Annotated in this window: 22 protein-coding genes; all 22 read left to right on the top strand. The window is 41.9% G+C overall.

Annotation, left to right across the window (positions count from 1 at the left end; all coding sequences use genetic code 11):
* Nucleotides 1-87 precede the first annotated feature (87 nt).
* The 22 genes from J2X69_RS12670 to J2X69_RS12565 all read left to right on the top strand — a co-directional run bounded on the left by J2X69_RS12670 (nucleotide 88) and on the right by J2X69_RS12565 (nucleotide 24113).
* A complete protein-coding gene (locus tag J2X69_RS12670) occupies nucleotides 88-561 on the top strand; it encodes a DUF4625 domain-containing protein (protein WP_310103762.1) in 474 nt (157 codons plus the stop codon).
* A gap of 156 nt (nucleotides 562-717) precedes the next feature.
* Entirely contained in the window at nucleotides 718-1428 is a 711-nt protein-coding gene (locus J2X69_RS12665) for a hypothetical protein (RefSeq protein ID WP_310103761.1), read from the top strand.
* A gap of 505 nt (nucleotides 1429-1933) precedes the next feature.
* Nucleotides 1934-2623: a sigma-70 family RNA polymerase sigma factor gene (locus J2X69_RS12660; RefSeq protein ID WP_310103760.1), complete on the top strand. Its 690-nt coding sequence runs from the start codon at nucleotides 1934-1936 to the stop codon at nucleotides 2621-2623.
* A 133-nt stretch (nucleotides 2624-2756) separates the two neighbouring features.
* Entirely contained in the window at nucleotides 2757-3866 is a 1110-nt protein-coding gene (locus J2X69_RS12655; protein ID WP_310103759.1) for a FecR domain-containing protein, read from the top strand.
* 48 nt (nucleotides 3867-3914) lie between these two features.
* Nucleotides 3915-7289 (top strand): TonB-dependent receptor, encoded by a 3375-nt coding sequence (locus J2X69_RS12650; protein ID WP_310103758.1) that lies wholly within the window; start codon nucleotides 3915-3917, stop codon nucleotides 7287-7289.
* Between the two features lie 12 nt (nucleotides 7290-7301).
* Nucleotides 7302-8933 (top strand): RagB/SusD family nutrient uptake outer membrane protein, encoded by a 1632-nt coding sequence (locus J2X69_RS12645; RefSeq protein ID WP_310103755.1) that lies wholly within the window; start codon nucleotides 7302-7304, stop codon nucleotides 8931-8933.
* Nucleotides 8934-8968: 35 nt separating this feature from the next.
* Nucleotides 8969-10096 (top strand): SusE domain-containing protein, encoded by a 1128-nt coding sequence (locus J2X69_RS12640; protein WP_310103753.1) that lies wholly within the window; start codon nucleotides 8969-8971, stop codon nucleotides 10094-10096.
* A gap of 20 nt (nucleotides 10097-10116) precedes the next feature.
* Nucleotides 10117-11271 carry a glycoside hydrolase family 76 protein gene (locus tag J2X69_RS12635; protein WP_310103752.1) on the top strand — a complete coding sequence of 385 codons (1155 nt, stop codon included), beginning with the start codon at nucleotides 10117-10119 and terminating at the stop codon, nucleotides 11269-11271.
* Between the two features lie 229 nt (nucleotides 11272-11500).
* Complete coding sequence (locus J2X69_RS12630) at nucleotides 11501-12082, top strand: TetR/AcrR family transcriptional regulator (protein WP_310103751.1); 582 nt, start codon at nucleotides 11501-11503, stop codon at nucleotides 12080-12082.
* Nucleotides 12083-12140: 58 nt separating this feature from the next.
* Nucleotides 12141-12932 (top strand): SDR family oxidoreductase, encoded by a 792-nt coding sequence (locus J2X69_RS12625; RefSeq protein WP_310103749.1) that lies wholly within the window; start codon nucleotides 12141-12143, stop codon nucleotides 12930-12932.
* 133 nt (nucleotides 12933-13065) lie between these two features.
* Complete coding sequence (locus J2X69_RS12620; RefSeq protein WP_310103748.1) at nucleotides 13066-13536, top strand: RhuM family protein; 471 nt, start codon at nucleotides 13066-13068, stop codon at nucleotides 13534-13536.
* 83 nt (nucleotides 13537-13619) lie between these two features.
* Nucleotides 13620-14036: a hypothetical protein gene (locus J2X69_RS12615; protein ID WP_310103747.1), complete on the top strand. Its 417-nt coding sequence runs from the start codon at nucleotides 13620-13622 to the stop codon at nucleotides 14034-14036.
* An 88-nt stretch (nucleotides 14037-14124) separates the two neighbouring features.
* Nucleotides 14125-14541 carry a DUF4375 domain-containing protein gene (locus tag J2X69_RS12610; protein WP_310103746.1) on the top strand — a complete coding sequence of 139 codons (417 nt, stop codon included), beginning with the start codon at nucleotides 14125-14127 and terminating at the stop codon, nucleotides 14539-14541.
* A gap of 153 nt (nucleotides 14542-14694) precedes the next feature.
* The gene (locus J2X69_RS12605; protein ID WP_310103745.1) at nucleotides 14695-15291 is read left to right on the top strand and encodes a hypothetical protein; all 597 of its coding nucleotides are present in this window, start codon (nucleotides 14695-14697) and stop codon (nucleotides 15289-15291) included.
* Nucleotides 15288-15710 carry a nuclear transport factor 2 family protein gene (locus tag J2X69_RS12600; protein ID WP_310103744.1) on the top strand — a complete coding sequence of 141 codons (423 nt, stop codon included), beginning with the start codon at nucleotides 15288-15290 and terminating at the stop codon, nucleotides 15708-15710. Before J2X69_RS12605 ends, J2X69_RS12600 begins: the two co-directional genes overlap by 4 nt.
* 18 nt (nucleotides 15711-15728) lie before the next feature.
* The gene (locus J2X69_RS12595) at nucleotides 15729-16187 is read left to right on the top strand and encodes a GNAT family N-acetyltransferase (RefSeq protein ID WP_310103743.1); all 459 of its coding nucleotides are present in this window, start codon (nucleotides 15729-15731) and stop codon (nucleotides 16185-16187) included.
* A 443-nt stretch (nucleotides 16188-16630) separates the two neighbouring features.
* Nucleotides 16631-17326, top strand: coding sequence for an ATP-binding cassette domain-containing protein (locus J2X69_RS12590; protein ID WP_310103742.1), 696 nt, complete (start codon nucleotides 16631-16633; stop codon nucleotides 17324-17326).
* Nucleotides 17327-17452: 126 nt separating this feature from the next.
* Nucleotides 17453-19957: a TonB-dependent siderophore receptor gene (locus tag J2X69_RS12585; protein WP_310103741.1), complete on the top strand. Its 2505-nt coding sequence runs from the start codon at nucleotides 17453-17455 to the stop codon at nucleotides 19955-19957.
* 8 nt (nucleotides 19958-19965) lie between these two features.
* Nucleotides 19966-21408, top strand: a complete 1443-nt coding sequence (locus tag J2X69_RS12580) for a DUF3526 domain-containing protein (RefSeq protein ID WP_310103740.1) — start codon at nucleotides 19966-19968, stop codon at nucleotides 21406-21408.
* A 3-nt stretch (nucleotides 21409-21411) separates the two neighbouring features.
* A complete protein-coding gene (locus tag J2X69_RS12575) occupies nucleotides 21412-22785 on the top strand; it encodes a DUF3526 domain-containing protein (RefSeq protein ID WP_310103739.1) in 1374 nt (457 codons plus the stop codon).
* Nucleotides 22786-22890: 105 nt separating this feature from the next.
* Nucleotides 22891-23622, top strand: coding sequence for a helix-turn-helix domain-containing protein (locus J2X69_RS12570; protein ID WP_310103738.1), 732 nt, complete (start codon nucleotides 22891-22893; stop codon nucleotides 23620-23622).
* A gap of 137 nt (nucleotides 23623-23759) precedes the next feature.
* Nucleotides 23760-24113: a cupin domain-containing protein gene (locus J2X69_RS12565; RefSeq protein WP_310103737.1), complete on the top strand. Its 354-nt coding sequence runs from the start codon at nucleotides 23760-23762 to the stop codon at nucleotides 24111-24113.
* The last annotated feature ends 113 nt before the right edge of the window (nucleotides 24114-24226 follow it).

The following is a 24226-nucleotide window of genomic DNA, read 5'->3' as shown; positions in this document are numbered from 1 at the left end:
AGCATGAATATGAAAATTTAACTTCTTAGCGTTTTCTTACCCTTACCTAAAAATATAAAAATGAAGTGACAGAAAAATTATAAACATATGAAAATTACATCCTTAACAATAGGAGCTGCTCTTCTTTCACTGATGTTCATATCCTGCTCAGGAAATGAAGATGAAATAGACACCCAGCCGCCTTCCATTTCTATGGATTTTGCTGAGGCATCACCGGCGCAGTGCGCAGTTTTTCAGCGTGGCGAGACCTTGCCTTTTGAAGCTCAGTTTACTGACAATTTTGAGCTGGGAAGTTACAGCTTGGACATCCATCATAATTTTGACCACCATACCCATAGTACGGAGGTGAATGATTGCCAGATGGACGATAAAAAAGCACCCATTAATCCTTGGTTGGTTATAGAAGGTTATTCTATCCCGTCAGGCCAAAACTCTTTTAGAGCCAGTGAAGAGTTGGAAATTCCGGAGGATATAGATCCCGGTGACTATCACTTTATGATCAAGTTGACAGATAAGGAAGGCTGGCAGACAATTAGAGGTATAAGCATCCAAATCAACTAAAACCGGGTATAGTCGGTCTAAACTTTCATGCTTCCACTGGTCAAATTTATCGCAACATTATTGCATAATCGATTTACTTATATGCAACAATGTTGTATATTTAGGGTTCAGATCTGATTAAACAAACACAAACATTTATTTACCAGTAAATTATTTATGATACAGTCTAATAGAAGATTCGTATTGCCGTTGCTTGCGGCAGTTTCCTTTTTGGCATTTTCCTGTTCCGATGACGATGATCCGGATCCGGTAGTATTGGAAGGCATACAGAAATCCAGTTTGGTTTTCACTGAAATATCAGGTGGAGATGACTTGGGAGCTCATGGTGATCACTTCCACGGAATAGCTTCAGCTACAGAAGGTGAATCATTTACGGTAGAATTCGATGCTGAGGGAAATGCAGTATCAGGTGGACATTTGCATCTAGATCCCGATGGTATTTACAAGGTTGAATTGCAGGCTTGGAATTATCAGGGCAACCGTGTAGAAGGCGAGTTCATAAAAGATAAAGCTACTGCTGATCTTTACAAAGCATTCCTGGTCGGTGGTGACTTGGTCCTTAATCCTGATACCGATGATGAAACAGGAGCAATCTTCCAGCCTAGAGAGCAGACTTATGGTGATGAAACTCCTGTAAGTGGGAAATACGAAACCACAGGCATCTTAAGTTATTTCACCATCGGTGAGGCTAACGAGGGAGGAACAATTATGATTTCATACATTTTGAGAGAGTTTGATAGTGCTGAGACCAAGGGCTTGGTGGAAAGAACGGACTGGAATTCTACGGACTATGCCAGTAAGTTTGCAGGAAAAGATGTTTTGACACTAGACTTTGAAATCCACGCTGAACACGGCCACGATCATTGAGCATTACATATAGAGAATTGGTTAGAAATTTGAAAAAGCTGTCTGGGCATCCCGGGCAGCTTTTTATAGTTTTGGGGTGATTACACTTTTTTTAAATACCTAGTGAGTGTAAGCCAATTATGTACGAATCGCGTCAGATCTGCGATTCCTTTTTTTGATCATGTGTACAACTAGATCTAAGTATAAAGAACAGGAAGTAAAAGTACAATTCGGGTATAGTACGCTCGGCTGGGGGGATTCAGTCCGGATTGAAATGTGAACGCTGCCCGGATAGAAGTCAGCTGTGTTAGCTTAAATGATTCTTTTGGTCAGGTAATACGACCAAATTTTGATGATTTATTTTTAAATGTGGGCAAAGCGAATTGTGTATTCCATGATTTTTAGCGTGTTTCGTTTGGATTTGGTGGAAGATTATAAATTATTATTTTTGGATTAACTAAAAGGTAAACTTGATAAAAGAACCTTTTGGCGGATACTTTCGATTTGAAAAAACAATAACCCATTCATGAGTAGTAGAGCCTATCTAGACGGTTTTTTACGACCGGAGAAGGATGAACCTGTAGCTCAGGATTTCCTTTCTCAGGAATATAGTGCACCGTCAGGTCATGAGGCATCCGAAAACTCTATTTGGTTGGATTTTTTGCAGGGGAGTGAGAATGCACTTTCTAAACTGTTTGAGCGGTATTCCCACAAGCTTTTTAATTATGGAAAGCAATTCACCCATGATACAGGACTAATTAACGATGCTATCCAAGATGTTTTCTACCAATTGGTCAGAAATAAGCACAAGCTGGGTATAGCCCAATCTGTCAAGCACTACCTCTTTAGCTGTTTTAGGAGAAGACTCTTAAGATTATTGAAACAGCATAAGAAGCTTGTGTTGGACGAGAACTGTGGGTTGAGTGGAAGGTTTCAACTTAGTGTTACTCCTGACTACCATTGGATTAATACTAAGTTTACCATTGACCAAAAACAGCTGTTGGAAAATGCCTGCAACCAATTGCCAGTAAGACAGCGGGAAATTTTGGCACTTTACTTTTTTGAAGGGTTGTCCTATGCTGAGATTGCGGACGTTATGGAGTTTTCCCAAGTGAAATCTGCCAGAAAATTATTATACAGATCTCTGGATGGGTTGAGTACTCTTCTGGAAAAGCACCGCGATATACTGAGAATCTTTTATTTGTTTATAGGATAATTTCAGCTCTTCTTTTTTCATGATTTTTTGCATTCGTGCAGTGCTTGGTACCCTTCTCTAAAGGGCAAAATCCAATTCGTTCAATACAATCATTTTTGGGTTGGAATAAAAAAATGGCGAACCATGGGGTCATATGGCTAGACTATGTCTCTATAGATATATAGAAAATGAAAACGCCATAATTGACATATATAAGCGAATGAGTTTTAATCCAAGTAATGAAGCGGACTTCTTGAAAAACCCTCTATTTATAAAGTGGGCATTAAATCCCAGCACTGAGCTCGATCGCTATTGGCATGACTGGGCTAAGGCTAATGAGGGCAAGAAAGAGCTAATGGATCGGGCGATTGAACTCTCCAAATCCATTGGGTGGAAGAATCAACACCGGATGGAAGAAGATGACTTTAACCGTCTAAAAAATAGGTTGTTGGAATACAATGCAAAGTGGGAAATCCAGAGTCGGCCAAGTTTGTATTCCGAAAGGTACAAAAAGAGGTTTTCCTGGGTTTGGCCGGTGGCAGCGTCATTCTTGATCGCAGGATTTTTATGGTTCAATTATATGGGAACTACGGAGAGGGAGGAAGTGAAAGTTTATGAAAGTCAGGAGTGGCTGACAAGGTCTGTCCCAAAAGGAATGAAGAAAATTGTTCACTTGCCGGACGGTTCTACTGTTATGTTGAATTCAGACAGCGAGATCAGATATCCGCCTTCCTTTGAGCATGAGCGTACAGTGGAGCTGGTTGGCCAGGCATTTTTTGAAGTTCAGAGAAATGAAGAATTACCGTTTACGGTATTAAGTGGAGAATTGATCACCAAGGTATTGGGGACTTCATTTGACGTAAGCGCCTATCCCGAAGAAGCCAGGATGCATGTGGCCGTGGTCACAGGTAAGGTCCAAGTGGATACCGAAGCAGGAGTTACTACGACTATTCTGCCGATGGAAGCTACCTATTACGATACCGCCAGCAAGTCACTCCAAAAGGGGAGTTATGACTACAATCACCTAGTAGGCTGGAGACACCGCATTCTTAAATTTCAAGAAGAGAGCTATTCACATGTTTTTGAAAGGCTTTCTAAGTGGTACAACGTAAGCTTTGAATTTGCTCCGGGAGTAGAGCTCAAGGGGAAATACAGTGGAGAATTTCAAAATGAAAATCTCGAAAATATTCTGATGGGAATGCAGTATTCGCTCGGCATCTCCTACGAAATCAAAGAAGAAAAAGTCAAAATAACCAAAAACTAGATGATCATACGGACCATCCATACCTAACCCAATAATCCCAAAATACTAATGAAACAACAATTACAAATTTTGAGGGGGAAGCTGCTAGTACGGTATCTACTCTGTCTATTCTTTATGGCAGGAGGATTTACCGGATCAGCGCAGGCTTTCGCCAGTCAGCAGAATGACCTGAAAGATGTCATTGTAAGCATACGGTTAAATGATGCAAGAGTCGAGAAGATTTTAAAAGAGATTGAAGACAAAACCAACTTCAGATTTGCCTTTGATCTGAATCTGGTCAAAAACACCCCCAGAGTGTCTTTGGATGTGCAGGACAAAAATCTGCTTTCAGTATTAGAAGAACTTTCTGCCAAATCCAGTCTCTCGTTCAAGCAAATCAACAATACTATCCATGTTTCTAAATCGCCTCTGGCGGTAGTCCAGACTAGTTCGGAAGTCGCAAACCCGGCTGTGCTTGTGACGGGCAAAGTAGTAGATGAGACAGGAGGTAGTCTACCGGGGGCTTCTGTGGTCATAGAGGGGCAGTCTTCCGTCGGCACAGTTACCGATTTAGACGGTAATTATTCCATAGAGGCAGAAGTGGGGGATGTGTTGGTGTTTTCTTTTATGGGGTATGAAAATCAAAAAATCACTGTTGGATCCCAAAGCATTATAAATGTCACTATGAGCGTAAACCTGTCATCATTGGAAGAGGTGATCGTGGTGGGATACGGTACACGGAAAAAAGTCAGCTTAATAGGAGCCGTGGATCAGGTGGGACAGGAAGCACTTGAAGGGAGGCCCGTGGCGACTATGAGCCAGGCATTGCAGGGTGTTTCGGCAAACCTTATTGTACAGCAGCGGAACTCCGAACCCGGTGCCGGAGTCAACCTAAACATCAGAGGTATCAGCACATTGGGAGACAATTCTCCTCTGGTTGTGATCGATGGTGTGATCGGCGGAGATATAAATCTTCTCAACCCGTCTGATATAGAGAGTGTCTCTGTATTGAAAGATGCCGGAAGTGCTGCCATATATGGCTCCCGCGCCAATAACGGTGTAGTCTTAATCACGACTAAGCAGGGGAAAAAGAATTCCCGCCCTATGGTAACATACAATGGTCTGGTGGGAGTTAATACCCCTCAGTTCTTTACTTCGCCTGTTCATGGGTATCAGAATGCCATGCTACGAAATGAAGCTGCTTTCAACGCAGGCAGAAGTGAGGCAATATTCAGTCCTGAAGAAATACGACAAATCCAACAAAATGGAGATACGGAATGGTTTGCCAAGGAGATATTTGATAATGCAGTTCAGCAAAATCACAATATTACTGTATCCGGAGGTGGGGAGAACAGTACCTACCTGGTATCAGCAGGGTACACAGACCAACAAAGTAATTTTGTAGGCCCTGCCAAAGGCTACAAGAGATTGAATTATAGGATGAACCTTACCAATGAATTTGGCAGATTCAAACTTAGTTCAAGGTTGGCCTATTCCCGTAGACTTATCTCGGATCACTCGTTTTCCAGCGGAACGCTGATGGCAGATGCCAATCGTGTGCCTCTTTATTATACTCAAAAAGATTCTGAGGGAAGATACTTGACAAATGATATTTTACAGGAATTCAATCCACTCGGGATATTGGAGCAGGGAGGATTTCGAGAGCATATTGACGATAATGTATTCGGGAATCTAAGTGGTGAATTCCGCCTCACGGATCACTTCAAAGTAAGGGGAGTATTCGGGTTCAATATGTACTCAAACAATCAATATGCAAGAGTCAAAGAGGTAGAATTCTACCCAAGAGGAATATACGGAGGCAATCGGAATACAAACGACGAAAATCGAAAGGGGATGGATCTTAATACCCAGGTGATGATGGATTATGCCAGAGTTTTTTCCGAAGTCCATGATCTGAGTATCCTTTTGGGAGTTTCCAATGAGAATCACACGGATCGTGGAATCGGTATTTACAAGACTTTCACAGATCCGGATTTGGGTACACCGGTTACGGAGACTGTGATCAGCCCTGATTCTTATAATTCCAATCAGAGTTCTTCCGAAAACAGCCTTTATTCCGCATTTGGCAGTGCATCTTACGATTATAAGAAAAAATACTTTGCGGAAGTCAGTTTCAGATATGACGGTTCGTCCAAATTCCGTGAGGGAAAACGGTGGGGTTTCTTCCCTTCGGCCTCCTTGGGATACAGGCTATCCGAGGAAGCTTTCATGAGCGGGTACCGGAGCAGAGTGGGAGATCTAAAGATACGGTCTTCCTATGGAGTATTGGGAAACCAGAACGTGGGTAATTATCAGTACCAGACTACCTTTTTTACTTACCAAAATGCTTATGGCTTTAACAACGCTGCGGTAGGAGGTACAGGCTTCAATTATGCCAACCCAAATATTCAATGGGAGAGAGCAGCGACGTTCAATATCGGGGCGGATCTGGATTTCATGGATGGAGCCTTGACGTTGAGCTTGGATTATTTCGATAAGATAACTTCGGATATACTTGTTCCACCGGCTGTTCCGGGAGTATTTGGCACATCCTTACCGGACTTCAACAGCGGAAAGGTGAGAAACAGGGGATGGGAAATCACTACCACCTATAGACATAGAGGGCAGCTGTTCAATCATTCGTTCACATTCAATCTCGGAGACTCGCAGAATGAGGTTCTGGATTTTCAGGGCAATGAGCGGCTCACAGGACTGGAAGAATTACAGGTACTACTCAAAGAAGGCTATCCCTTCAATTCCTATGTGGGCTTGAAGCGTGACGGTTATTTTCAGAATATAGACGAAGTAGAGAGCGGACCAAAACCGGAAGGGTTGAACGTTCAACCCGGAGATAATCGGTATGTGGATGTAGACGGCAACGGGATTATCAACGATGACGACAACTATGTCTTTGGCAACCCATTTCCCCGCCTGACCTTTGGGCTTACCTACAATGTGAAAGTTAAGGGCTTTGACCTCAATATTTTTGCCCAGGGAGTGGGGCGTAGAACGATGATGATCCGCGGGGAAATCGTAGAACCATTCCATTTCAATTATGGGATGACTATGTACACCCATCAACTGGACTATTGGACTCCCCAAAATCCGGATGCCCGCTATCCTATATTGGCAGAGAATGGTAGCCAATCAAACACCAATAATTTCAGGAGAGGTTCCGACATGTATCTCTATGACGGAGCTTACCTACGGCTGAAGAATGTACAGTTGGGCTATACCTTGCCACAACCTTTGGCGGAGAAAGTAGGAATGCAAACCTGCCGGGCTTACCTGTCAGGTCAAAATCTGTTCACATTGTCCAAAGTGAAATTTGTAGATCCTGAATTATCTGAATTCGACAATAGTATGAGAAGCGGCGGGGCCAATAGTGCTAGAGCATATCCTACTATGGTATACTATGGATTTGGCCTGGACATCACCTTTTAATTCCCCTACCAAATGACAAAACTAAAACTATATACCTTGATTCTATCCACTCTTACGGCTCTATGCTGTATCGGGTGTAAGGAACTTGATTTAGCTCCGGAAAATACCTTTACGGACCTTACCTACTGGAACTCTGAAGCCAAAGCACAAAGTGTGCTGAATACGGCCTATTCACAAATGTTTGGCAGTAATCGTTTTTTCTATGATGAGGCAGCTTCTGACAATGCATTTAATGGCAGGGGAGATACCGAGGGCGCAGCTTCTCTGGCAGCAGGAACCTATGACCCTTCATTGGGACGACTTCAGGGCCAGTGGAGTGGGAATTATACAGGAATCAAAACATGCAATATTCTTCTGGAAAATATTGATAGAGTACCTGATATGAATGAAGATAACAAGGCCAGAATGATGGCTGAGGCTAGGTTTATCAGGGCATTTTTACATTTTCAGTTGATGACCTGGTTTGGAGATGTTCCCCTAATAGCGCAGGATCTGACTATAGAAGAAGCTCAGATAATCACCCGGACGCCTAAGGAACAGGTGCTGGAGTTTATTGTTCAGGAATTGGATCAGGTAAGTAGAATATTGCCTGTCCGACAGGAGCTTCCGGAAGCTGAAAGAGGACGTATTACGGCTGGAGCGGCGCTGGCACTCAAGGCAAGAGTACATTTGTACGAAGGACAATGGCAGGAAGTAGTGCAGGCTACCGAAGAGTTAATAAGTGGCGATTCCTATGGAAGTTACGGGTTGTTTCCTTCCTACGAAGGGCTCTTTTTGCCGCAAAATGAATATAATCAGGAAGATATTCTCAGTTTGCAATATGTGCCTCAATTCAGGACTTGGGGTCAATTTTTCGACATGGCTCCCCTGTCTGCGGGGGCAAGGCTCAATGCATTGGCACCCACCCAAGAGTTGGTGGATAGTTATCTTACAGAAGATGGACTGCCTATCAGCCATCCTCATTCAGGATACGACGAAGAGAATCCCTATGCAAATCGGGATCCACGCCTTACTGCCACCGTGGTTTACCACTTATATGACTGGGAGAATAATGGAGCGCGTCACACTATCTATATCAAGCCCGGGACTGATCCGGACCCATCAGCTCCGGATGAATATGTGCCGGGATCCTCGAGCACTACTACAGGCTATTATACCCGCAAGTATTTTGACCCTACTCATCTAGTGCAGTTTGCGTCCGGGTTAAATTTGATGCTGATTCGATACGCAGATATTCTTTTAATGCATGCAGAAGCGAAAAATGAGCTTGGGCAAATGGATGAAAGCACATGGAATCTGACAATTCAGGCACTTAGAAATCGTGCGGGATTTACTGCTTCTGAAGCCTTGCAATTTAATTCAGGGCTTGCACAGAATGAATTCAGGGAGATCATCAGAAACGAGCGTAGAGTAGAGCTGGCCATGGAAGGGCTGAGGGTATTTGATATCAGAAGGTGGGGCATTGCAGAAGATGTACTTAATGGATGGGCACACGGTGCCAAATTCGGGCCTCCTTCCGAGGATAATGGATACCTCCGGGTGAATTTAAGATCCTTTGATCCTTCCAAACACTACCTGTGGCCTATTCCCCGCGATGAGCGGAATATTAATCCAAATTTGACCCAAAACCCCGGGTGGAATTAATCCTGGCTCTTCCCATAACCTTAACCCAATTAAAAATGAAAAATTTCCTATATAAAATACTTGGTGTATTGACTGTTTTGATCTCCCTGTTCTCTTGTCAGGAAGATGCGGAGATGCGCACAGAAGTCACTCCTGTGAATTCACTTTATTTACCGGAAAACAATGCCTATTTAAATCTCGGAGCACAGAGTTCCGCAATATTCGAGTGGGAGGCCTCTAAGGCAGCTGATAATGGGGTAGTCTTATATGATGTGGTATTTGATACCGAAGACGGGGATTTCTCTGATCCACTTTACCTACTTCCTTCCGACGGAAGAGGATTGCAGCGCAGGCTTACGCTACCCTTTTCAGAGTTAAACAAAATCGCACAGATGGCCGGAATACAGCCGGAAGGAGTAGGAAAGCTTCAGTGGTCGGTACAGTCTTCGAAAGGGATCAACGTACAGCCGCTGGTAGATATTAGGACCATAGAAGTATTAAGGCCTGCTGGATTTCCAGCACCTGATGAACTATTTCTTTTAGGCTCAGCCACCGAAGCCGGCGATGAACTGTCGGGAGCTATTCTGATGAAAAAAACCAGTGTCAATACGTTTGAAGCCTATACTTCATTGGTAGAAGGAAGCTACTATTTTGCCTCCAGAAATTCAGGAGAGTCAGACACTTTTTATATCGAAGATGGCAAGCTAAGAGCTGACGGGGAAACAGCGTATTCGGGTGACCGGAAGGTGTATAGGATCCGGGTGGATTTTTCTAACGGTACTACTGAAATACATGAAGTCAGTAAGGTGGAATTATGGTTTGCACCGGATGGAGTATTTCTTACCGAGCTTCCTTACGATACCAACGGAACTTGGTCTGTTGAGGACTTCCCGATTGTTTTCAAACAAGAAGGTTGGGGGCGTGACGAAAGGTATAAATTCCGCTTTACGACGCTGGATTCTGAAGGCAATGAAGCGGAGGAGTGGTTTGGAAGCACAAACGGGGATAATCAGCGTCCTACAGATTCGACTGGACCGGCTTATTGGTATATGGTACCTGTCTCTGATGACCGATGGAATAACAGCTACAAGTTTGCGACAGAGGTGGACAATTCCAATGCAGATATCAGCGTCATCTTCAATGCGGAAGTTCCAAGCTACACGCATTCTGTTTCAATAGATTAAATCACTTTAGATAACTAGCAATGAAAAATTTTATAGCAATCCTTGCCACTCTATTTTCAGGAATTACCCAGTCGTCGTGTGTAGACAAAGATCTGGGACCTCTTAGAACTGATTTTCAGGAAGTGGAGGAAATTCAGTACGATTGGGGTGTTACCGCGGATTCGATGCAAGCTTCCACTTACTCTCTTTATATCTCGGCAGACGGTTCTTTTAATTTCAATCCGGGCGGATCATTTGGAGGATATTGGCCAAATGCGCATGCACTGCATGTGTATGTAGATGCTTACAACCGGACAGGAGACGGGATTTATCCTGATAGGATGAAGAAACTTCTGCAGGGGATTAAATCCAACAATGGGAATACCTATACGAATGTGTTTAACGACGATATGCTTTGGCTCGGCAACTCATGTGTACGTGCCTACGAAGCCACAGGAGATGAAGAGTATCTTGAGGTAGCCGAATACTTATGGCATGATGTATTGGAAAGTTATAGCGAAGTCTTTGGTGGAGGCATAACATGGAAAAAGGATACCCCAAACCTAAAAAATGCAGTTTCAAATGGGCCAACCGTAGTGCTTGCTACCAGACTTTATAATGTAACGGGAGATGAATATTACTTGGATTGGGCGAAGGAACTGTACGCTTGGCAAAAGGAACATTTGGTTGATCCCGAGACAGGTCTGGTTTGGGATAATATAGAATTGATTGAGGGTGTGCCTACCGTGAAAAAGGATTGGATTTTCACCTATAATGCCGGAACCTGGATAGGATCAGGGCTTCGTCTATTCCGGATTACCGGCGAAAATGGATATCTCTTAGATGCAATACAGACTGCAAAATCCTCCATGACCCGTGCTGAGATATCCACTGAAGGTATTCTGAAAGATGAGGGGCAGGGAGATGGAGGCTTATTCAAAGGGATTTTTATCCGGTATTTCACTGAGCTTATACAAGAGCCTTCGCTTAGTGATACGGATCGTAAAACTATGGTAGACTACCTGAGTTTTAATGCAGGTACCTTTTACAAAAGCGGGATGAAAAGACCTGAAATGCTAGCAGGTCCAAATTGGAGAGAATTGCCAGGCGGGCAGGTTGATCTAACTACCCAGCTGTCAGGACTGATGCTGATGGAGTCTGCAGCTTTACTTCAGAAAGAGGGGATATTGGAATAGGCAGAATTTATAAAAGATACTTTGTGTATCCGCGTGAATGAACATATAGAAATTATGCCTGCTTTTAGTGGAGAAAAATCCCCCTTTACCTTTCGCAGCAGAGGGTAAAGGGGGATTTGATCTAGTATTAATTCCAAGCACAGCTTACTGTCTATTCTTGAAAAATGCAAAATGGGTTGGTTTCAATTAGTGAATCAATTATTTTTGTATTGATCAATACAAAAATAATATGAGAGGCAGACCTACACTTCACGCCAATGAGGAGTTGATCCTAAAGGCACAGGAAATCTTTTGGAAAAAAGGCTATACAGCTACCTCTCTGGGAGATTTACTGAAAGGAACAGGGATTGGCAGTGGGAGTTTTTACAATACTTTTAAAGGAGGTAAAAAAGAAATATTTGGTAAGGCATTGCTCCAGAGGAAGGAGGCATTTGAGAGCTTCAAGAGAGAACTTGAGCAGAGCGAATCACCGCTCGATTTGATCAAAAACTTTTTTCGAAGCATTGCGGAAGCAGCCGAGGAAAGTCATCTGAACGGCTGTATAATTGCCAATTCCGTGGTGGAGATGACCCATGTCGACGATGATCTGGAGTTGGAGGCGGTAAATATCCTGAAAGAGGTGGAGCACATGTTTGCGGATACTATCCGGAAGGCTCAGGAACTGAAAAGAATCAGCAATCAAACTGATCCTGTGATTCTGGGAAAATACCTTATCACGTTTTGGTGTGGATTAAATACGCTGCGGCGGATGTATCCGGATAAGAATATCCTTCAAGAACAAATAGAAATGCAATTAGCTGTGATCAGCTAATTTTTTTTCACTATTAACGGAATGATCAATACAAAATAAGCAGAAACACAACAAAATCATGGACTTACAATTAAAATCAAAGAAAGCATTTATCAGCGGTTCCACACAAGGCATTGGCTTTGCGATTGCGAGACAACTTTTAAATGAAGGAGCTGATGTGGTGATCAATGGAAGGAATGAAGAAAAGCTGAATAATGCGGTAGAAAAGTTGATGCATGAATTTCCTCATGGATCTGTTTCCGGAATGCCGGCTGATTTTTCAGATTCTGAAGCAGTGGATGTATTGCTGAAGGAGTTGAACGGCATTGATATACTGGTCAACAACGTAGGAATCTTTGAACTTAGGCCATTTGGGGAAATCGCGGATGCGGAATGGATGAACATTTTCAATGTAAACGTACTGAGCGGCGTGAGATTATCCAGACATCTTTTACCCGGGATGTTGGAGCGGAATTTCGGACGCATTGTTTTTATCAGCAGCGAATCCGGTGTAAATGTGCCTGCCGATATGATCCATTACGGAATGACCAAGGCAGCGATAATGGCAGTGGGCAACGGGCTATCCAAACTTACAAAAGGTACAGGAGTAACGGTCAATACTATTTTGGGAGGTCCAACTTATTCTGATGGTGTTGCGGAAATCGTTGAACAAATTGCTCAGACTCAGAATGTAACCGTGGATCAAATAAAGTCCGGTATTATGCAGAATAGCAATCCGGATTCCCTCATGCAGCGCTTTATAGAGCCGTCTGAAATCGCTGTATTGGCTGCATATTTGGCTAGCCCCTTATCCATTGCCACAAACGGGGCTTGTGTAAGAGCAGATGGAGGAGCATTGAAGCAGCTGTAAAGGGAAAAGACGTTTAAACTTTTTAGGTGTGACAGCAGAAATGTTAAGATTTTGACTTTTGATGAACTTTATGAACGGGCTCATTTCATTGCCGGGGGAGAAAAAGTAACCAAAGAAGATTCTAAACTAGTAGATGAAGAAGATGACTACCTTCCATTTTAAAGAATTGAAGATGAACAGTGAAATCCTGATATATCAAAACCCGGATGGTAACATCAAAATAGATGTTCGCTTGGAGAATGAAACGGTTTGGCTCACGCAAGCACAAATGGCATTATTGTTTGGCAAAGCCAGAACTACTATTACAGAGCATATTCAAAACGTTTTTAAAGAAGGTGAATTGGATGAAAATTCAGTATGTCGGAATTTCCGACTTACTGCCGATGATGGGAAAAACTATGAAACCAACCACTACAATTTAGATGTTATTATCTCAGTCGGTTATCGGGTAAAATCGGTTCAGGGAACTCAGTTCCGTATATGGGGTACACAGCGTTTGAAAGAGTACATCATCAAAGGCTTTGCATTGAATGACGACCGCTTTAAGTCGGGCAGCTCAATGAACTATTTCAACGAAATCCGGGGAATTGTAGAAGCGAGGTAGGTCAGCATATAACAAGATGGAATTATGTTTAAAATAATGATTTTGCTACTATTGATGATAATTCCGCAAGTAGGGGATGCGCAATGCTATATTTCATTTTTTCCAGAAGAAATAGTTGCCGATTCCACGATTTTGATAAAGGGAAAAAATATCGAGAATATATTTTTCCGGCAGATTATTATGGATTTGTATTGGATAAAAGAATAAATTCAGTTCTGCTCAATGAAAATCAAGTCATAAAAATTGAAAAAATACTTATTGAACAGTATTATAATGTTTTGAAAAATGACGCTAGGGTGTCAAAAGAAATTAAATTAAAGAATAATGTTGAAAAACAAATCATAAAATATGATCGACAATATTTAGGGTTTCTATGCGAGAATGGAGATTTATGTGCAAAAATATTATTAGCAAATAGGTCTGGGAAAGGTAAAAAATATTTTAACTGTTTTGATAAGGTAATGGCATTTGGGTTTGGAGAATTTTATGAAAAAAACTAGAGATTGTTTACAGTAAATCTCACAAAATCGATATTAATCCTGCCTTAAAGATTGTAGCAACGTATTAGACTGTAAAAAAACAAAATAAATGACAAGGGAAGAAGCTCAACCTGCTTGGGAAAGAATAGTGAATTTAGGTTTCTCCGACTATAATAAGCTGACCCGAGAACAACGGGTGTGGTTTAATGTAGAACCATTGACTACAGGTGGACTTTGGGATCATTATATGAACCATGGAGCTGATAAAAACTTGGATACAATTGAAGACTTGGAATATCTGGGTTTCCACTCTATTGTAAATCAATTAAATGAGTTTAACCGTATTTATTTTCCAAGTGGAGTACCTCAAGGGCCTAATGCCAGACAAGCACAATTCGAAAAATTCCCTGAAGAACAACTTCAAAAGCACATTGAAGAAATGGACGATAAGTTCTGGGGAATTTGTAGTTATTTGGAAAATACATTACTTGAACACATCAATAAAGCAGAATTAGGAATAGAATAGAAACGCGGCATTGTGTATATGTCACGGAGTGGTTCTGTTTGTAAGTAAGGTTGTTTCTCTTTATTTTGGTATTCGTAGAATAATAACTGCTATAAAATTAGCCCATGCCTCATACACTAACCGATTGCGGGAATTTGAGAAATGGAACACACCATGAAAATAATAAGGTCTATTTTAATAATTGTAATTCTGTTTTTATCGAAGTATGGATTTGCGAGCCCTCAAATACCGGATTACGTAATTTACAAAGGCGATACAATTCCTGTTTACAGCTTGATACTTGAGGAATATTTCCAGAAAACTTCAAAACAGGATGATGGAAGGTTAGTAGGCTTGGGTTCTAGAGATGGTTCATTATTCAATTGCTGGAGAGGTTATCAAGCAATATATTCAATTGAGAACGATAGCTTGTTTCTTAAAAATATCATAGACTGCGGAGAACGCAGAATTGACCAAAATGCTTCTGAACAGAGAATTAATAAATTGTTTAGTAATAAAGTTAAAAATGGGAAAGTTCATATCGATTGGTTTTCAGGCGATTTTAGTTTGTCGAATGGAGAATTGTTGCGTGGGGATGGAGTTTTTTACAAAACTTTTGAAAATGAAATATTGATTAAAGTAAAAAATGGAAAAGTCCGCAGTATTTCAGACATCCAAAATTACCTCGAGGATCCAACCCGAATAAATCGAAAATATGGAGATACTTTATCCACAGTAAAGAGAACACTTTACGGAAGAATTTTTGAATGACAAGAGGAAATAACCACACCAACTCAGTAATGAAAGATTCTATGGATGAAAGAGAAAGGATAATTGAGAATTACATAGCAGGTTACAATGAGTTTGACCTCCAAAAAATGGTGAGGGATTTTTCCGGTGAAATAGTTTTTCAAAATATTCAGAACGGACAAGTCTCAATGGTGCTGACAGGGCTTCAAGAGTTTATAAATCAGGCAGAAGTAGCAAAGAGCTATTTTTCAAAGAGAAAACAAACAATTACATCTTTCAAGAGCGATTCAATAAAGACAGTAATCGAAGTGGATTATTTTGGAGTTTTGGCGACAGATTTCCCTAATGGAATGAAAAAGGGAGATGAGCTGAGACTTCATGGCAAGTCTACATTTGAGTTTAGGGATAATAAGATAATCAAATTAGTGGATGAGAGTTAACTTATAATCAAACCAAGAATGCTACACGCTATAGAAATGAAAGTTTTGATGCCCAATGAAATTGACGAGTTTCAGGAATTAATTTCAGTATTTGAACTGGTTTTTGAAATGGAGAATTTCAAACGACCGGCTAATTCACACTTGCAGGGTATTTTGGCGAAAGACAGCTTTATTTCTATCGTGGCTTTGCACAATAAAAAAGTAGTTGCCGGCTTAACCATCTATTTACTTGATCAATATTATTCTGATAAGAAACTGGCATACTTATACGATCTTGCGGTATTGACCGAATACCAAAGAAAAGGAATAGGCAAGCAACTCATACTATTTACAAAAGAATATTGTAAGCGGAATGGCTTTGAAGAATTGTATGTCCAGGCAGAAAAAGTTGATGATTATGCCATCGACTTTTATCGCCTGACAAAGCCAACAGCAGAAGACCACGTTGTTCAATTTTCATACATATTGAAGGACTAAAGTGCTTCTATCTAATTCTGAGGTTAGTTGATTCCGCATTTTGCAGTCTTGGAAATTGCCGGATTTCAGACAGTCGTAAACAGTTATGCATAACGTGAAATTCTAACTGTGACTCCAATTTTAAGCCGTTTGCACCGGAAACCATTTTGAAAAATCCGGAAATACATGATCCCGTATCAATGAACAGCTATTGGCCATTATCCGGTTGATTGATTTAGTGCCTTCCTTCCTTCCTTCCTTCCTGATAGGGCACACCTTTTTTAGTGATTCCATGAAATGGAACCTCAACTTACTTCCTGTCGGCCTTATTCTTCCAAAAGATGGTCTGGGCAGAAGGCAGTTTGGCAGAAATATTTTCAATTTTTAATTCTTTACCCCATTGCATAAAAAGACGGATTGTGTCATATTTGCAATCTTGTTGCAATAAAACTAAACCATCTACGATGCTTGAAGCCATCAATCTAACGAAGAGCTATGGGACATTCCAGGCGCTCAAGGGGCTAAATCTTAAAATTGAAAAGGGAGAGGTGTTTTGTTTGCTGGGTCAGAATGGAGCCGGAAAGACTACTACCATCAATATTTTTCTAGGGTTGATCCCTTCTACTACCGGTAAGGCACTGATCAATGGCATTGAAATCAAACCCAACTCCTCTGACTTCAACAAACTGATAGCCTATATCCCGGAAATAGTCCAACTCTATGGTAATCTATCAGGAATTGAGAATTTAGATCTGTTTAGTAGAATGGCGGGATTTAGCTACTCCAAGCAAGAACTGGAGTCTTTTTTAGTCAAATCAGGCCTACAGCCGGATGTGATTTCCCGTCCATTGTCCACTTATTCTAAAGGTATGCGTCAAAAAGTGGGGATTTCCATCGCGCTCTCAAAGCATGCCGAGGTTATTTTCATGGACGAACCTACATCAGGACTTGACCCAAAAGCAACAGCTGAATTTACTGCGATTTGCAAGGAATTGGCTTCGAATGGAACATCGATTTTCATGGCCACTCACGATATTTTCAATGCTGTAAATGTGGGAACGAAAATAGGTATTATGAAAGAAGGAGAGTTGGTTCACATGGCCATCGCCAAGGATGTGGATGCTATGGAATTGCAGGAGTTATACTTGAAAACTATCTAAACAGATGAAATCGAGCATGACTCAAGCGTCACACACTGGTATGATTATCCTGCATGCGAGATTCTCCCGATCCGCCGCGGCGGATCGGGACAGGCTATGTGACCATTGAAAAACAATTATAAACACATGAAATTGAAATTTATAGTTTTCTTATTTTTTCCGGCATTCTTCAGCTTGCCGGTGGCTGCTCAGGTTTTGATTCGGGGCATTGTACGATCACAAGACAATTCCCCACTTCCGGGGGCTGCGGTACAGATCCAACATGATCAGGGAAAATCCCAAGTGATAACGGATGTAAACGGTTATTTTGAACTCTCATCGGAAGGAGAGAATGCGGTTGAGCTGGAAATAAGATTTTTGGGGTATAAAACATATCGGACCACTGTAGTAATAGATGGAAGGAGCGGCATAGATTTGGGAAATATAGTGCTGGCAGATGATGAACAGCAACTCCAGACGATTGAGGTCATAGGACGTATCCAGCGGGATTATACCAGCGATTATTCTTTTTCGGCTACCAAAATAGGGGTCAAAAACAAGGATTTGCCACAGGCTCTATCCGTAGTGACCAAGGAGCTTATTGACGATAGGCAGGCTTACCAATTAGCAGAAGCTGTCAAGACTGTCAGTGGAGTGAGTTCAACGGGATTTTACAACCATTTTAATATTCGGGGTATTACCCAAAATGAAGATGGGCAGATCCTAAATGGAATGCGTACGCATCAGTTTTTTTTCCTTCAGCCCATTACGGCAAATATTGAACGGGTGGAAGTGCTGAAAGGACCGGCATCAGTGACCTTTTCGAGCGTAGACCCGGGAGGAAGTATCAACATGGTCACCAAGAAACCATTGAAAGATGACAGAAAGGAGATCAGGATGAGTGTAGGGAGCTTTAGTACATTCCGTGGGACATTGGATTTCACAGGTCCGATAAACGAGGAAAAGACTTTGCTCTACCGCTTGAATATAGGAGTGCAGGAAGGAAAATCATTTCGTGATCAGGTGAAGAATGATGCCTTCTTAGTTTCACCTTCTATTAGCTATGTGCCGAATGACCGTACCGCTATAAATGTCGAGATGATCTACAGTGACAATAAAGGTACGCTGGACAGAGGGCAGCCTATTTTTGGTGCTCAAGCAGGCGTAACTGACCTCAACAGTACGCCTATCAGCCGTAGTCTAGGTGCCAGAGATGATTTCTTTCGGTCAACCGAGCTGGTATTTATGTCAAATCTCAGTCAGAAGCTGACTCGATTTGCCAATTTCAATTTGGCTTATATGAAGCAGACCTGGACAGAAGATTTGTCGGAACATCGTACGACTAACGCTTTCGCAGTGGATATAGAAAACAACCCGATACCAAGTATGGTAAGTATGCGCTACGTGGATCGGCAGCAATTTTGGGATACTGATAATCTAAGTGCGTACTTTGATGCGGATTTCAATACGGGGAAAGTAGGTCATAAAATTTTGGTCGGGTATGATCTGAGCCGTTGGCACCAAACAAAAGGTGGAAAACAGAATTCTGCCCGTGGATACTTGCGGAAGGATGGTACAGTCACCAATGGATTTGATCCCACCGCCGCTCAGGATTACCTGACTTACGAGGTCAATGGCACTACGCTTCCTATGCCTAATGTGCCACATTTTGACTTGAACAATCCTGTCTATGAAACGCTGAATACTGAGGATTATAACTTCAATTCAATTTTCTCTATTCCGCCTACCCTGACCACCACCAATAGCTCTTATGTTCAGTACCAAGTGAAATTCGGCAAGCTCTCCTCGTTGATTAGCCTAAGACAGGAATGGTTTGAGAATATCACCAACTACAATATAGCACAAGAAGCAAGTTTCAAAAATTCTGCGCTGATTCCTAGAATAGGACTCACCTATGGGATTACCAAAGACATAAACGTATACGCAACCTATCTGGAAGGATACCAGCCCCAGTCCAATACCGTAACGCTGATGCCGAGTACCGAGGCATTTTTCTGGAATCCGAATTCCGCTGCCCGATTCAAACCCCTCATTAGTGATCTGAAGGAAATCGGAGCAAAAGGAGAGTTTCTTGACAGCAGACTTAGTGCTTCGGTTGCACTGTATGAGATCAATCAGAAGAATATCCTCATGAATGCCAACTTGCCGGAATTTCCTGATTCTTTGGTACAAAGAGGGGCTGATAGGAGCAGAGGCTTAGAAGTGGAACTGAACGGCTACATTTCCTCGAATTGGCAAGTGAATGCCACGTATAGTTACATCAATGCGGAGATCGTCAGGGATGCCGACAATACATTGAATGGAAAACGGAAAGAAAACACGCCTATCAACAGTGCCAACCTTTGGACACGATATGACTTTGCAGGTGGACTTCTTGATGATATAGGAGTAGGCTTAGGAGTTCAATACAGCGGAGACAAGATACCTTGGTTCACCAGAGATTTTACGGTGCCTGAATATACGCTGGTAGATATGGCGATCTACTACGCACCCGAGAAAAGTGACTTTCAGCTGACGTTGAAAGTGAACAACCTATTGGATAAAACTTATTGGGTGGGGGCACAAAACTACCTCAGGCTATTTCCGGGAGCACCGAGGAATATGATGTTGACTGCCACTTACCAATTTTAACCTGTACCATGAGAAAAGAAACAGTCTTACTGATAGCCAGGCATTTTTGGGTGAATACCTTCAAGACCAAAGCTATTTATCCTCTGATGACAGTCATTTTTGGCTTGCTGTGTTTCAGTGCTTACACGGGATGGACCAATTACGAAAAGCAAACTGAAATCCGGAGCCATTATCAGCATGAAGCGCGGGAAAGTTGGGAGTCCAACCCTGACAAGCATCCGCATCGTATGGCGCATTTTGGGACTTTTGCGTTTAGGCAGAAGTACCCGCTGAGTATGTTTGATTCCGGCATAGAGAGTTTTACAGGAAACGCGGTGTTTCTCGAAGCCCACAAGCAAAATTCCGTCAACTTCTCTGAAGCGAGTCTTTCTACCGGCCTTCTGCGATTTGGAGAGCTTAGTATGGCGATGATACTTCAGACGGTTTTTCCTTTGATCATCTTTTTTCTGGGTTTTTCGGCTGTATCCGCAGACCGGGAAAATGGAACGCTGAAGATAATTCTGACTCAGGGAGCTAGATGGAAGGAAATATTGATGGGAAAAACACTTGGATTGATGGCATTGACCCTGCTATGCCTGGTTCCTGTAGGACTATTAATGTTGTTTTTTCTAATTGCTGAAGGGGGAGATGCAGGCTTATGGCCAAGATTTTTTGTATTGGGCTTGGTTTATGGAATGTTTTTCATGCTTCTAAGCATGGTGACTATTGCAGTCTCTACCAGCTCGGCCAAATCCAAGAATGCACTTATCAAATTACTGGCCATTTGGCTTCTATTGGTCGTATTGCTGCCCCGATCCTCACAGGCATTGGGAAGTTATTTCTTCCCGTCTCCTTCCAAAGTGGAATTCCAATCTGTCATAGAAGAGGAGATTATCCAAAAAGGAGATAGCCATAATCCCAATGACCCTTATTTCAAACAGCTAAAGGATTCTGTATTGAAAGTTCATCAGGTCTCCTCTGTAGAAGAGCTTCCGTTCAACTATGGGGGATTTGTAATGGGGCAAGGAGAGAAAAACAGTTCTGTTATTTATGAAAACCATCTGAATGAGCTGATGCAGATATACAAGAAGCAAAACAGTATTTCAGAATTGACCGCAGTGATCAACCCTTACATTGCGGTGAAGAATCTATCAATGGCACTGTCGGGGACGGACTTTGCCGCCTATGTCGATTTTCAGGATCAGGCAGAAAAGTATCGATATGAGCTGGCGCAAAAGATGAATGAACTTCAAATGGAGTATATCAGTCCTGCCAAAGTCTCCGGATCAAATGGTAAAACCCATGTGGTAGGTAAGGAGAATTGGAGCGAAATGCCTGACTTTCACCATCGCTTTTTTTCATTCGGCAGAGCCGTGAAAAATGAGCTGTTATCCTTGATCTCCTTAGTTCTATGGTGCCTGGCTGCTGTATGGTACATCTCTTATCTTTCCAAAAAAGCTAAATCCGTTTAAGTTATGTATCGGTTAATGTTTAAGCAGTTTTTCAGATCAAATGTGGTTATCCTATGTCTACTTCTGGTCTCAGTACTGGGGATGACGGGAATCCTGATCGGTAAGCAATTTCTGGATCGTCAGGAAAGGGCCGCTGAGCAGGTTACGCTGTACCAACAAGAGCATATTGAAAGGAACGTCAACTTTCACCAAGAAGAATTTGGGTTGTTGATGTATTATTTGAAGTTTGCGCTGATCAATAAGCCGGAAAAAATGGCCGGTTTATCCATAGGCCAAAGCGATGTCAACCCGGCCATTCAACACGTCACGATCCGGAATCTGGAAGGACAGAAGTATGATACAGATTTGGTAAATCCCTCAAGCCTGCAATCCGGTAATCTGGATCTGGGCTTTGTGATTATCTACCTGCTTCCTCTGCTGATTATAGTTTTCACTTTCAACCTTCTTTCGGAAGAGCGGGAAGTGGGCACCTGGCAACTGGTATCCATTCAGTCTAGATCTAAGCTGAAGTACTTGCTTGCTAAGTTATCTGTGCGGGTACTGGTGATTTTAGCGCTTTTTGTGCTGTTGCTCACAGCGGCAAAGTTGGTTTTGGGAATTCCACTTGATGCTGCTTTTTTTGCTTTTTTTCTTTTGGGTTTCTGCTACATTATCTTCTGGTTTACGGTTTGTTTTTTGGTGGTTGTTTTCCAGAAAAACTCAAGTTTAAACGCACTGACAATGTTGTCCCTATGGCTGGTGCTGGCCATACTGCTGCCGGCAAGTATCAATAGCTATGTGAGCAATCGGTACCCTGTTCCTGAAGCGCTGGCTACCATGATAGAACAGCGGGATGGCTATCATAAAAAATGGGATTCTGATAAGCGGGAAACCATGGCAGATTTTTATGCTCATTATCCGCAGTTTGAGGATTACGGTATGCCGGAGGAAGAGGAAGAGGAAGAGGAATTCACTTGGCTATGGTACTATGCCATGCAGCAAATGGGGGATGATGAGGCCAGGGAGGAAAGTGATGCCATGAGGGCTAAGCTTGAGCAGCGTGGGAAGGTGAGCCGCAGTATTGCCTGGGCTATTCCCACCATGCATGTGCAGCTGGCTTTTAATAATCTAGCGGGAACAGGTTCCACAAATCACATGGAATTTCTGGACAAGACTAATGAATTTCATGAAAAGATGAGGCTTCATTTCTATCCAAGAATTTTTGATAACGCTTCAGTGCTTGAGGAGAACTGGGAGAAGTTTGAGCCGGAATTTATGGAAAAGGAGAATGCGGTAGAGTGGTTTAGGCTTTTATTACCTGTAATTATCTGTTCTGGGTTGTTGCTTTTTCTCACGTTTTTGAAATTGACACTCAGTAAGCAAAAGGGGCAGTGGTAATTTAGACGGAAATTTGTCTATTTTACTTGAAACATTAATCAATATTTTCTCTTGGTAAGGGTCTTTCATTTATCCGAAACTGATTTAGTGGAACCTAGAAGGATCATGAAATATGTATTGATCTGGTGCAGGGAGGGTAGCCTTATTGTTCAGATAGATGGAAATGATTTCACACTTGAAAAGCATGAGGTGATAACGATCACTTCAGGGCAAATTCATTTTATCAAGGAAAGCAGGGAGGTAGAAGGATATATCCTTGAATTCACCTATGATTTTTTTTGTAAGGATGATAAGGATGTAGAGCTGATCTTTGAAAATGGGCTTTTCTGCCATTTCGATGAAAATCAGGTTATACCCGTAAGCAATTTCGAAGCAGTGACTGAGCAACTCAAGCTAATCAATCAGGAACTGAATGAGGAACCCTATCAATATCTTACATCTGTGCATTCAAGAATAGAGTTGATTTTGGTAGAGATCAACCGGTCAAAGATCAACCGTGGGGACGAAATTTGGAAACCCGACGCATTACTGCTAAAATTTCTTGAACTGGTAAGAGCCGGTTTTAATTCTACCTATACATTGGCGCAGTATGCTGAGAAACTGAAAACCACCGAACAAAAATTAAATGACCAGGCTAAAACCCACACAGGCAAAACTGCGCAGATGGTCGTGTACGGATTGATCGCTTCGGAAGCTAAGAGACTCCTGATTTATGAAAGTTTAAGTGTAAAAGAGATTGCCTTTCAGCTTGGATTTAAAGATCCATTCTACTTTTCAAATTTCTTCAAGAAACACACCGGAGTATCTCCAAAAGTCTATAGAGACCAAATAGGCTAAATCTTACATGCTTTTTCCGGAATCTTCTATTTCGAAAGGTTGAAATCCTATGGAGTTTTGCATAGGATGTTTCACCGTACTGCAGGACGGCAGGGGGATCCGATTAAAACTTATTTATAAACTTAAAATTTAATGAGATGAGTACAGATATTCATGATTACATTGTTCAGACATCGTCCACAGAATGGTCGCCATTGTTGGAAGACGGCGTAGATTGTACGGGAATTAGTTGGATGCCTCTTAGATTTGACAAAGAAGGCAAAAGACCGTTAACTTTCCTTCTGAAGTTCGAGCCAGGCTCGAAGTATCCTTGTCACAATCATCCTGAAGGTGAGGAAATACTTGTTCTTGAGGGAGGATGTGAAATTGAAGGAACGACTTTCAAGCAGGGGGATTATTTATACACTCCGGCAAACTTCAAACACGCAGTTAAATCTATCCAGGGCTGTACACTCTTTTTAATGGTACCAAAAGAAGTCCAAATACTGTGAAGGTTGTAATGGGAGATGAAACCGAATGATGCTAAGCCAAAAAATGGTTATAAAATCCAATAGCTGAAGATTAAAGCACATGCCTCAAACAGATTGCCTGAAATTGATGCCAT

It is taken from the genome of Algoriphagus sp. 4150 (assembly GCF_031457395.1).
In the GTDB taxonomy this organism is placed as follows: Bacteria; Bacteroidota; Bacteroidia; order Cytophagales; family Cyclobacteriaceae; genus Algoriphagus.
The sequence above is the reverse complement of the archived record's forward strand: the minus strand, read 5'-3'. Positions and strand labels throughout refer to the sequence as shown.

Coding starts and splice junctions, on each gene's coding strand:
- J2X69_RS12670 (WP_310103762.1), top strand. CDS start 88: ATGAAAATTACATCCTTAACAATAGGAGCTGCTCTTCTTTCACTGATG.
- J2X69_RS12665 (WP_310103761.1), top strand. CDS start 718: ATGATACAGTCTAATAGAAGATTCGTATTGCCGTTGCTTGCGGCAGTT.
- J2X69_RS12660 (WP_310103760.1), top strand. CDS start 1,934: ATGAGTAGTAGAGCCTATCTAGACGGTTTTTTACGACCGGAGAAGGAT.
- J2X69_RS12655 (WP_310103759.1), top strand. CDS start 2,757: ATGGCTAGACTATGTCTCTATAGATATATAGAAAATGAAAACGCCATA.
- J2X69_RS12650 (WP_310103758.1), top strand. CDS start 3,915: ATGAAACAACAATTACAAATTTTGAGGGGGAAGCTGCTAGTACGGTAT.
- J2X69_RS12645 (WP_310103755.1), top strand. CDS start 7,302: ATGACAAAACTAAAACTATATACCTTGATTCTATCCACTCTTACGGCT.
- J2X69_RS12640 (WP_310103753.1), top strand. CDS start 8,969: ATGAAAAATTTCCTATATAAAATACTTGGTGTATTGACTGTTTTGATC.
- J2X69_RS12635 (WP_310103752.1), top strand. CDS start 10,117: ATGAAAAATTTTATAGCAATCCTTGCCACTCTATTTTCAGGAATTACC.
- J2X69_RS12630 (WP_310103751.1), top strand. CDS start 11,501: ATGAGAGGCAGACCTACACTTCACGCCAATGAGGAGTTGATCCTAAAG.
- J2X69_RS12625 (WP_310103749.1), top strand. CDS start 12,141: ATGGACTTACAATTAAAATCAAAGAAAGCATTTATCAGCGGTTCCACA.
- J2X69_RS12620 (WP_310103748.1), top strand. CDS start 13,066: ATGAAGAAGATGACTACCTTCCATTTTAAAGAATTGAAGATGAACAGT.
- J2X69_RS12615 (WP_310103747.1), top strand. CDS start 13,620: ATGCTATATTTCATTTTTTCCAGAAGAAATAGTTGCCGATTCCACGAT.
- J2X69_RS12610 (WP_310103746.1), top strand. CDS start 14,125: ATGACAAGGGAAGAAGCTCAACCTGCTTGGGAAAGAATAGTGAATTTA.
- J2X69_RS12605 (WP_310103745.1), top strand. CDS start 14,695: ATGAAAATAATAAGGTCTATTTTAATAATTGTAATTCTGTTTTTATCG.
- J2X69_RS12600 (WP_310103744.1), top strand. CDS start 15,288: ATGACAAGAGGAAATAACCACACCAACTCAGTAATGAAAGATTCTATG.
- J2X69_RS12595 (WP_310103743.1), top strand. CDS start 15,729: ATGCTACACGCTATAGAAATGAAAGTTTTGATGCCCAATGAAATTGAC.
- J2X69_RS12590 (WP_310103742.1), top strand. CDS start 16,631: ATGCTTGAAGCCATCAATCTAACGAAGAGCTATGGGACATTCCAGGCG.
- J2X69_RS12585 (WP_310103741.1), top strand. CDS start 17,453: ATGAAATTGAAATTTATAGTTTTCTTATTTTTTCCGGCATTCTTCAGC.
- J2X69_RS12580 (WP_310103740.1), top strand. CDS start 19,966: ATGAGAAAAGAAACAGTCTTACTGATAGCCAGGCATTTTTGGGTGAAT.
- J2X69_RS12575 (WP_310103739.1), top strand. CDS start 21,412: ATGTATCGGTTAATGTTTAAGCAGTTTTTCAGATCAAATGTGGTTATC.
- J2X69_RS12570 (WP_310103738.1), top strand. CDS start 22,891: ATGAAATATGTATTGATCTGGTGCAGGGAGGGTAGCCTTATTGTTCAG.
- J2X69_RS12565 (WP_310103737.1), top strand. CDS start 23,760: ATGAGTACAGATATTCATGATTACATTGTTCAGACATCGTCCACAGAA.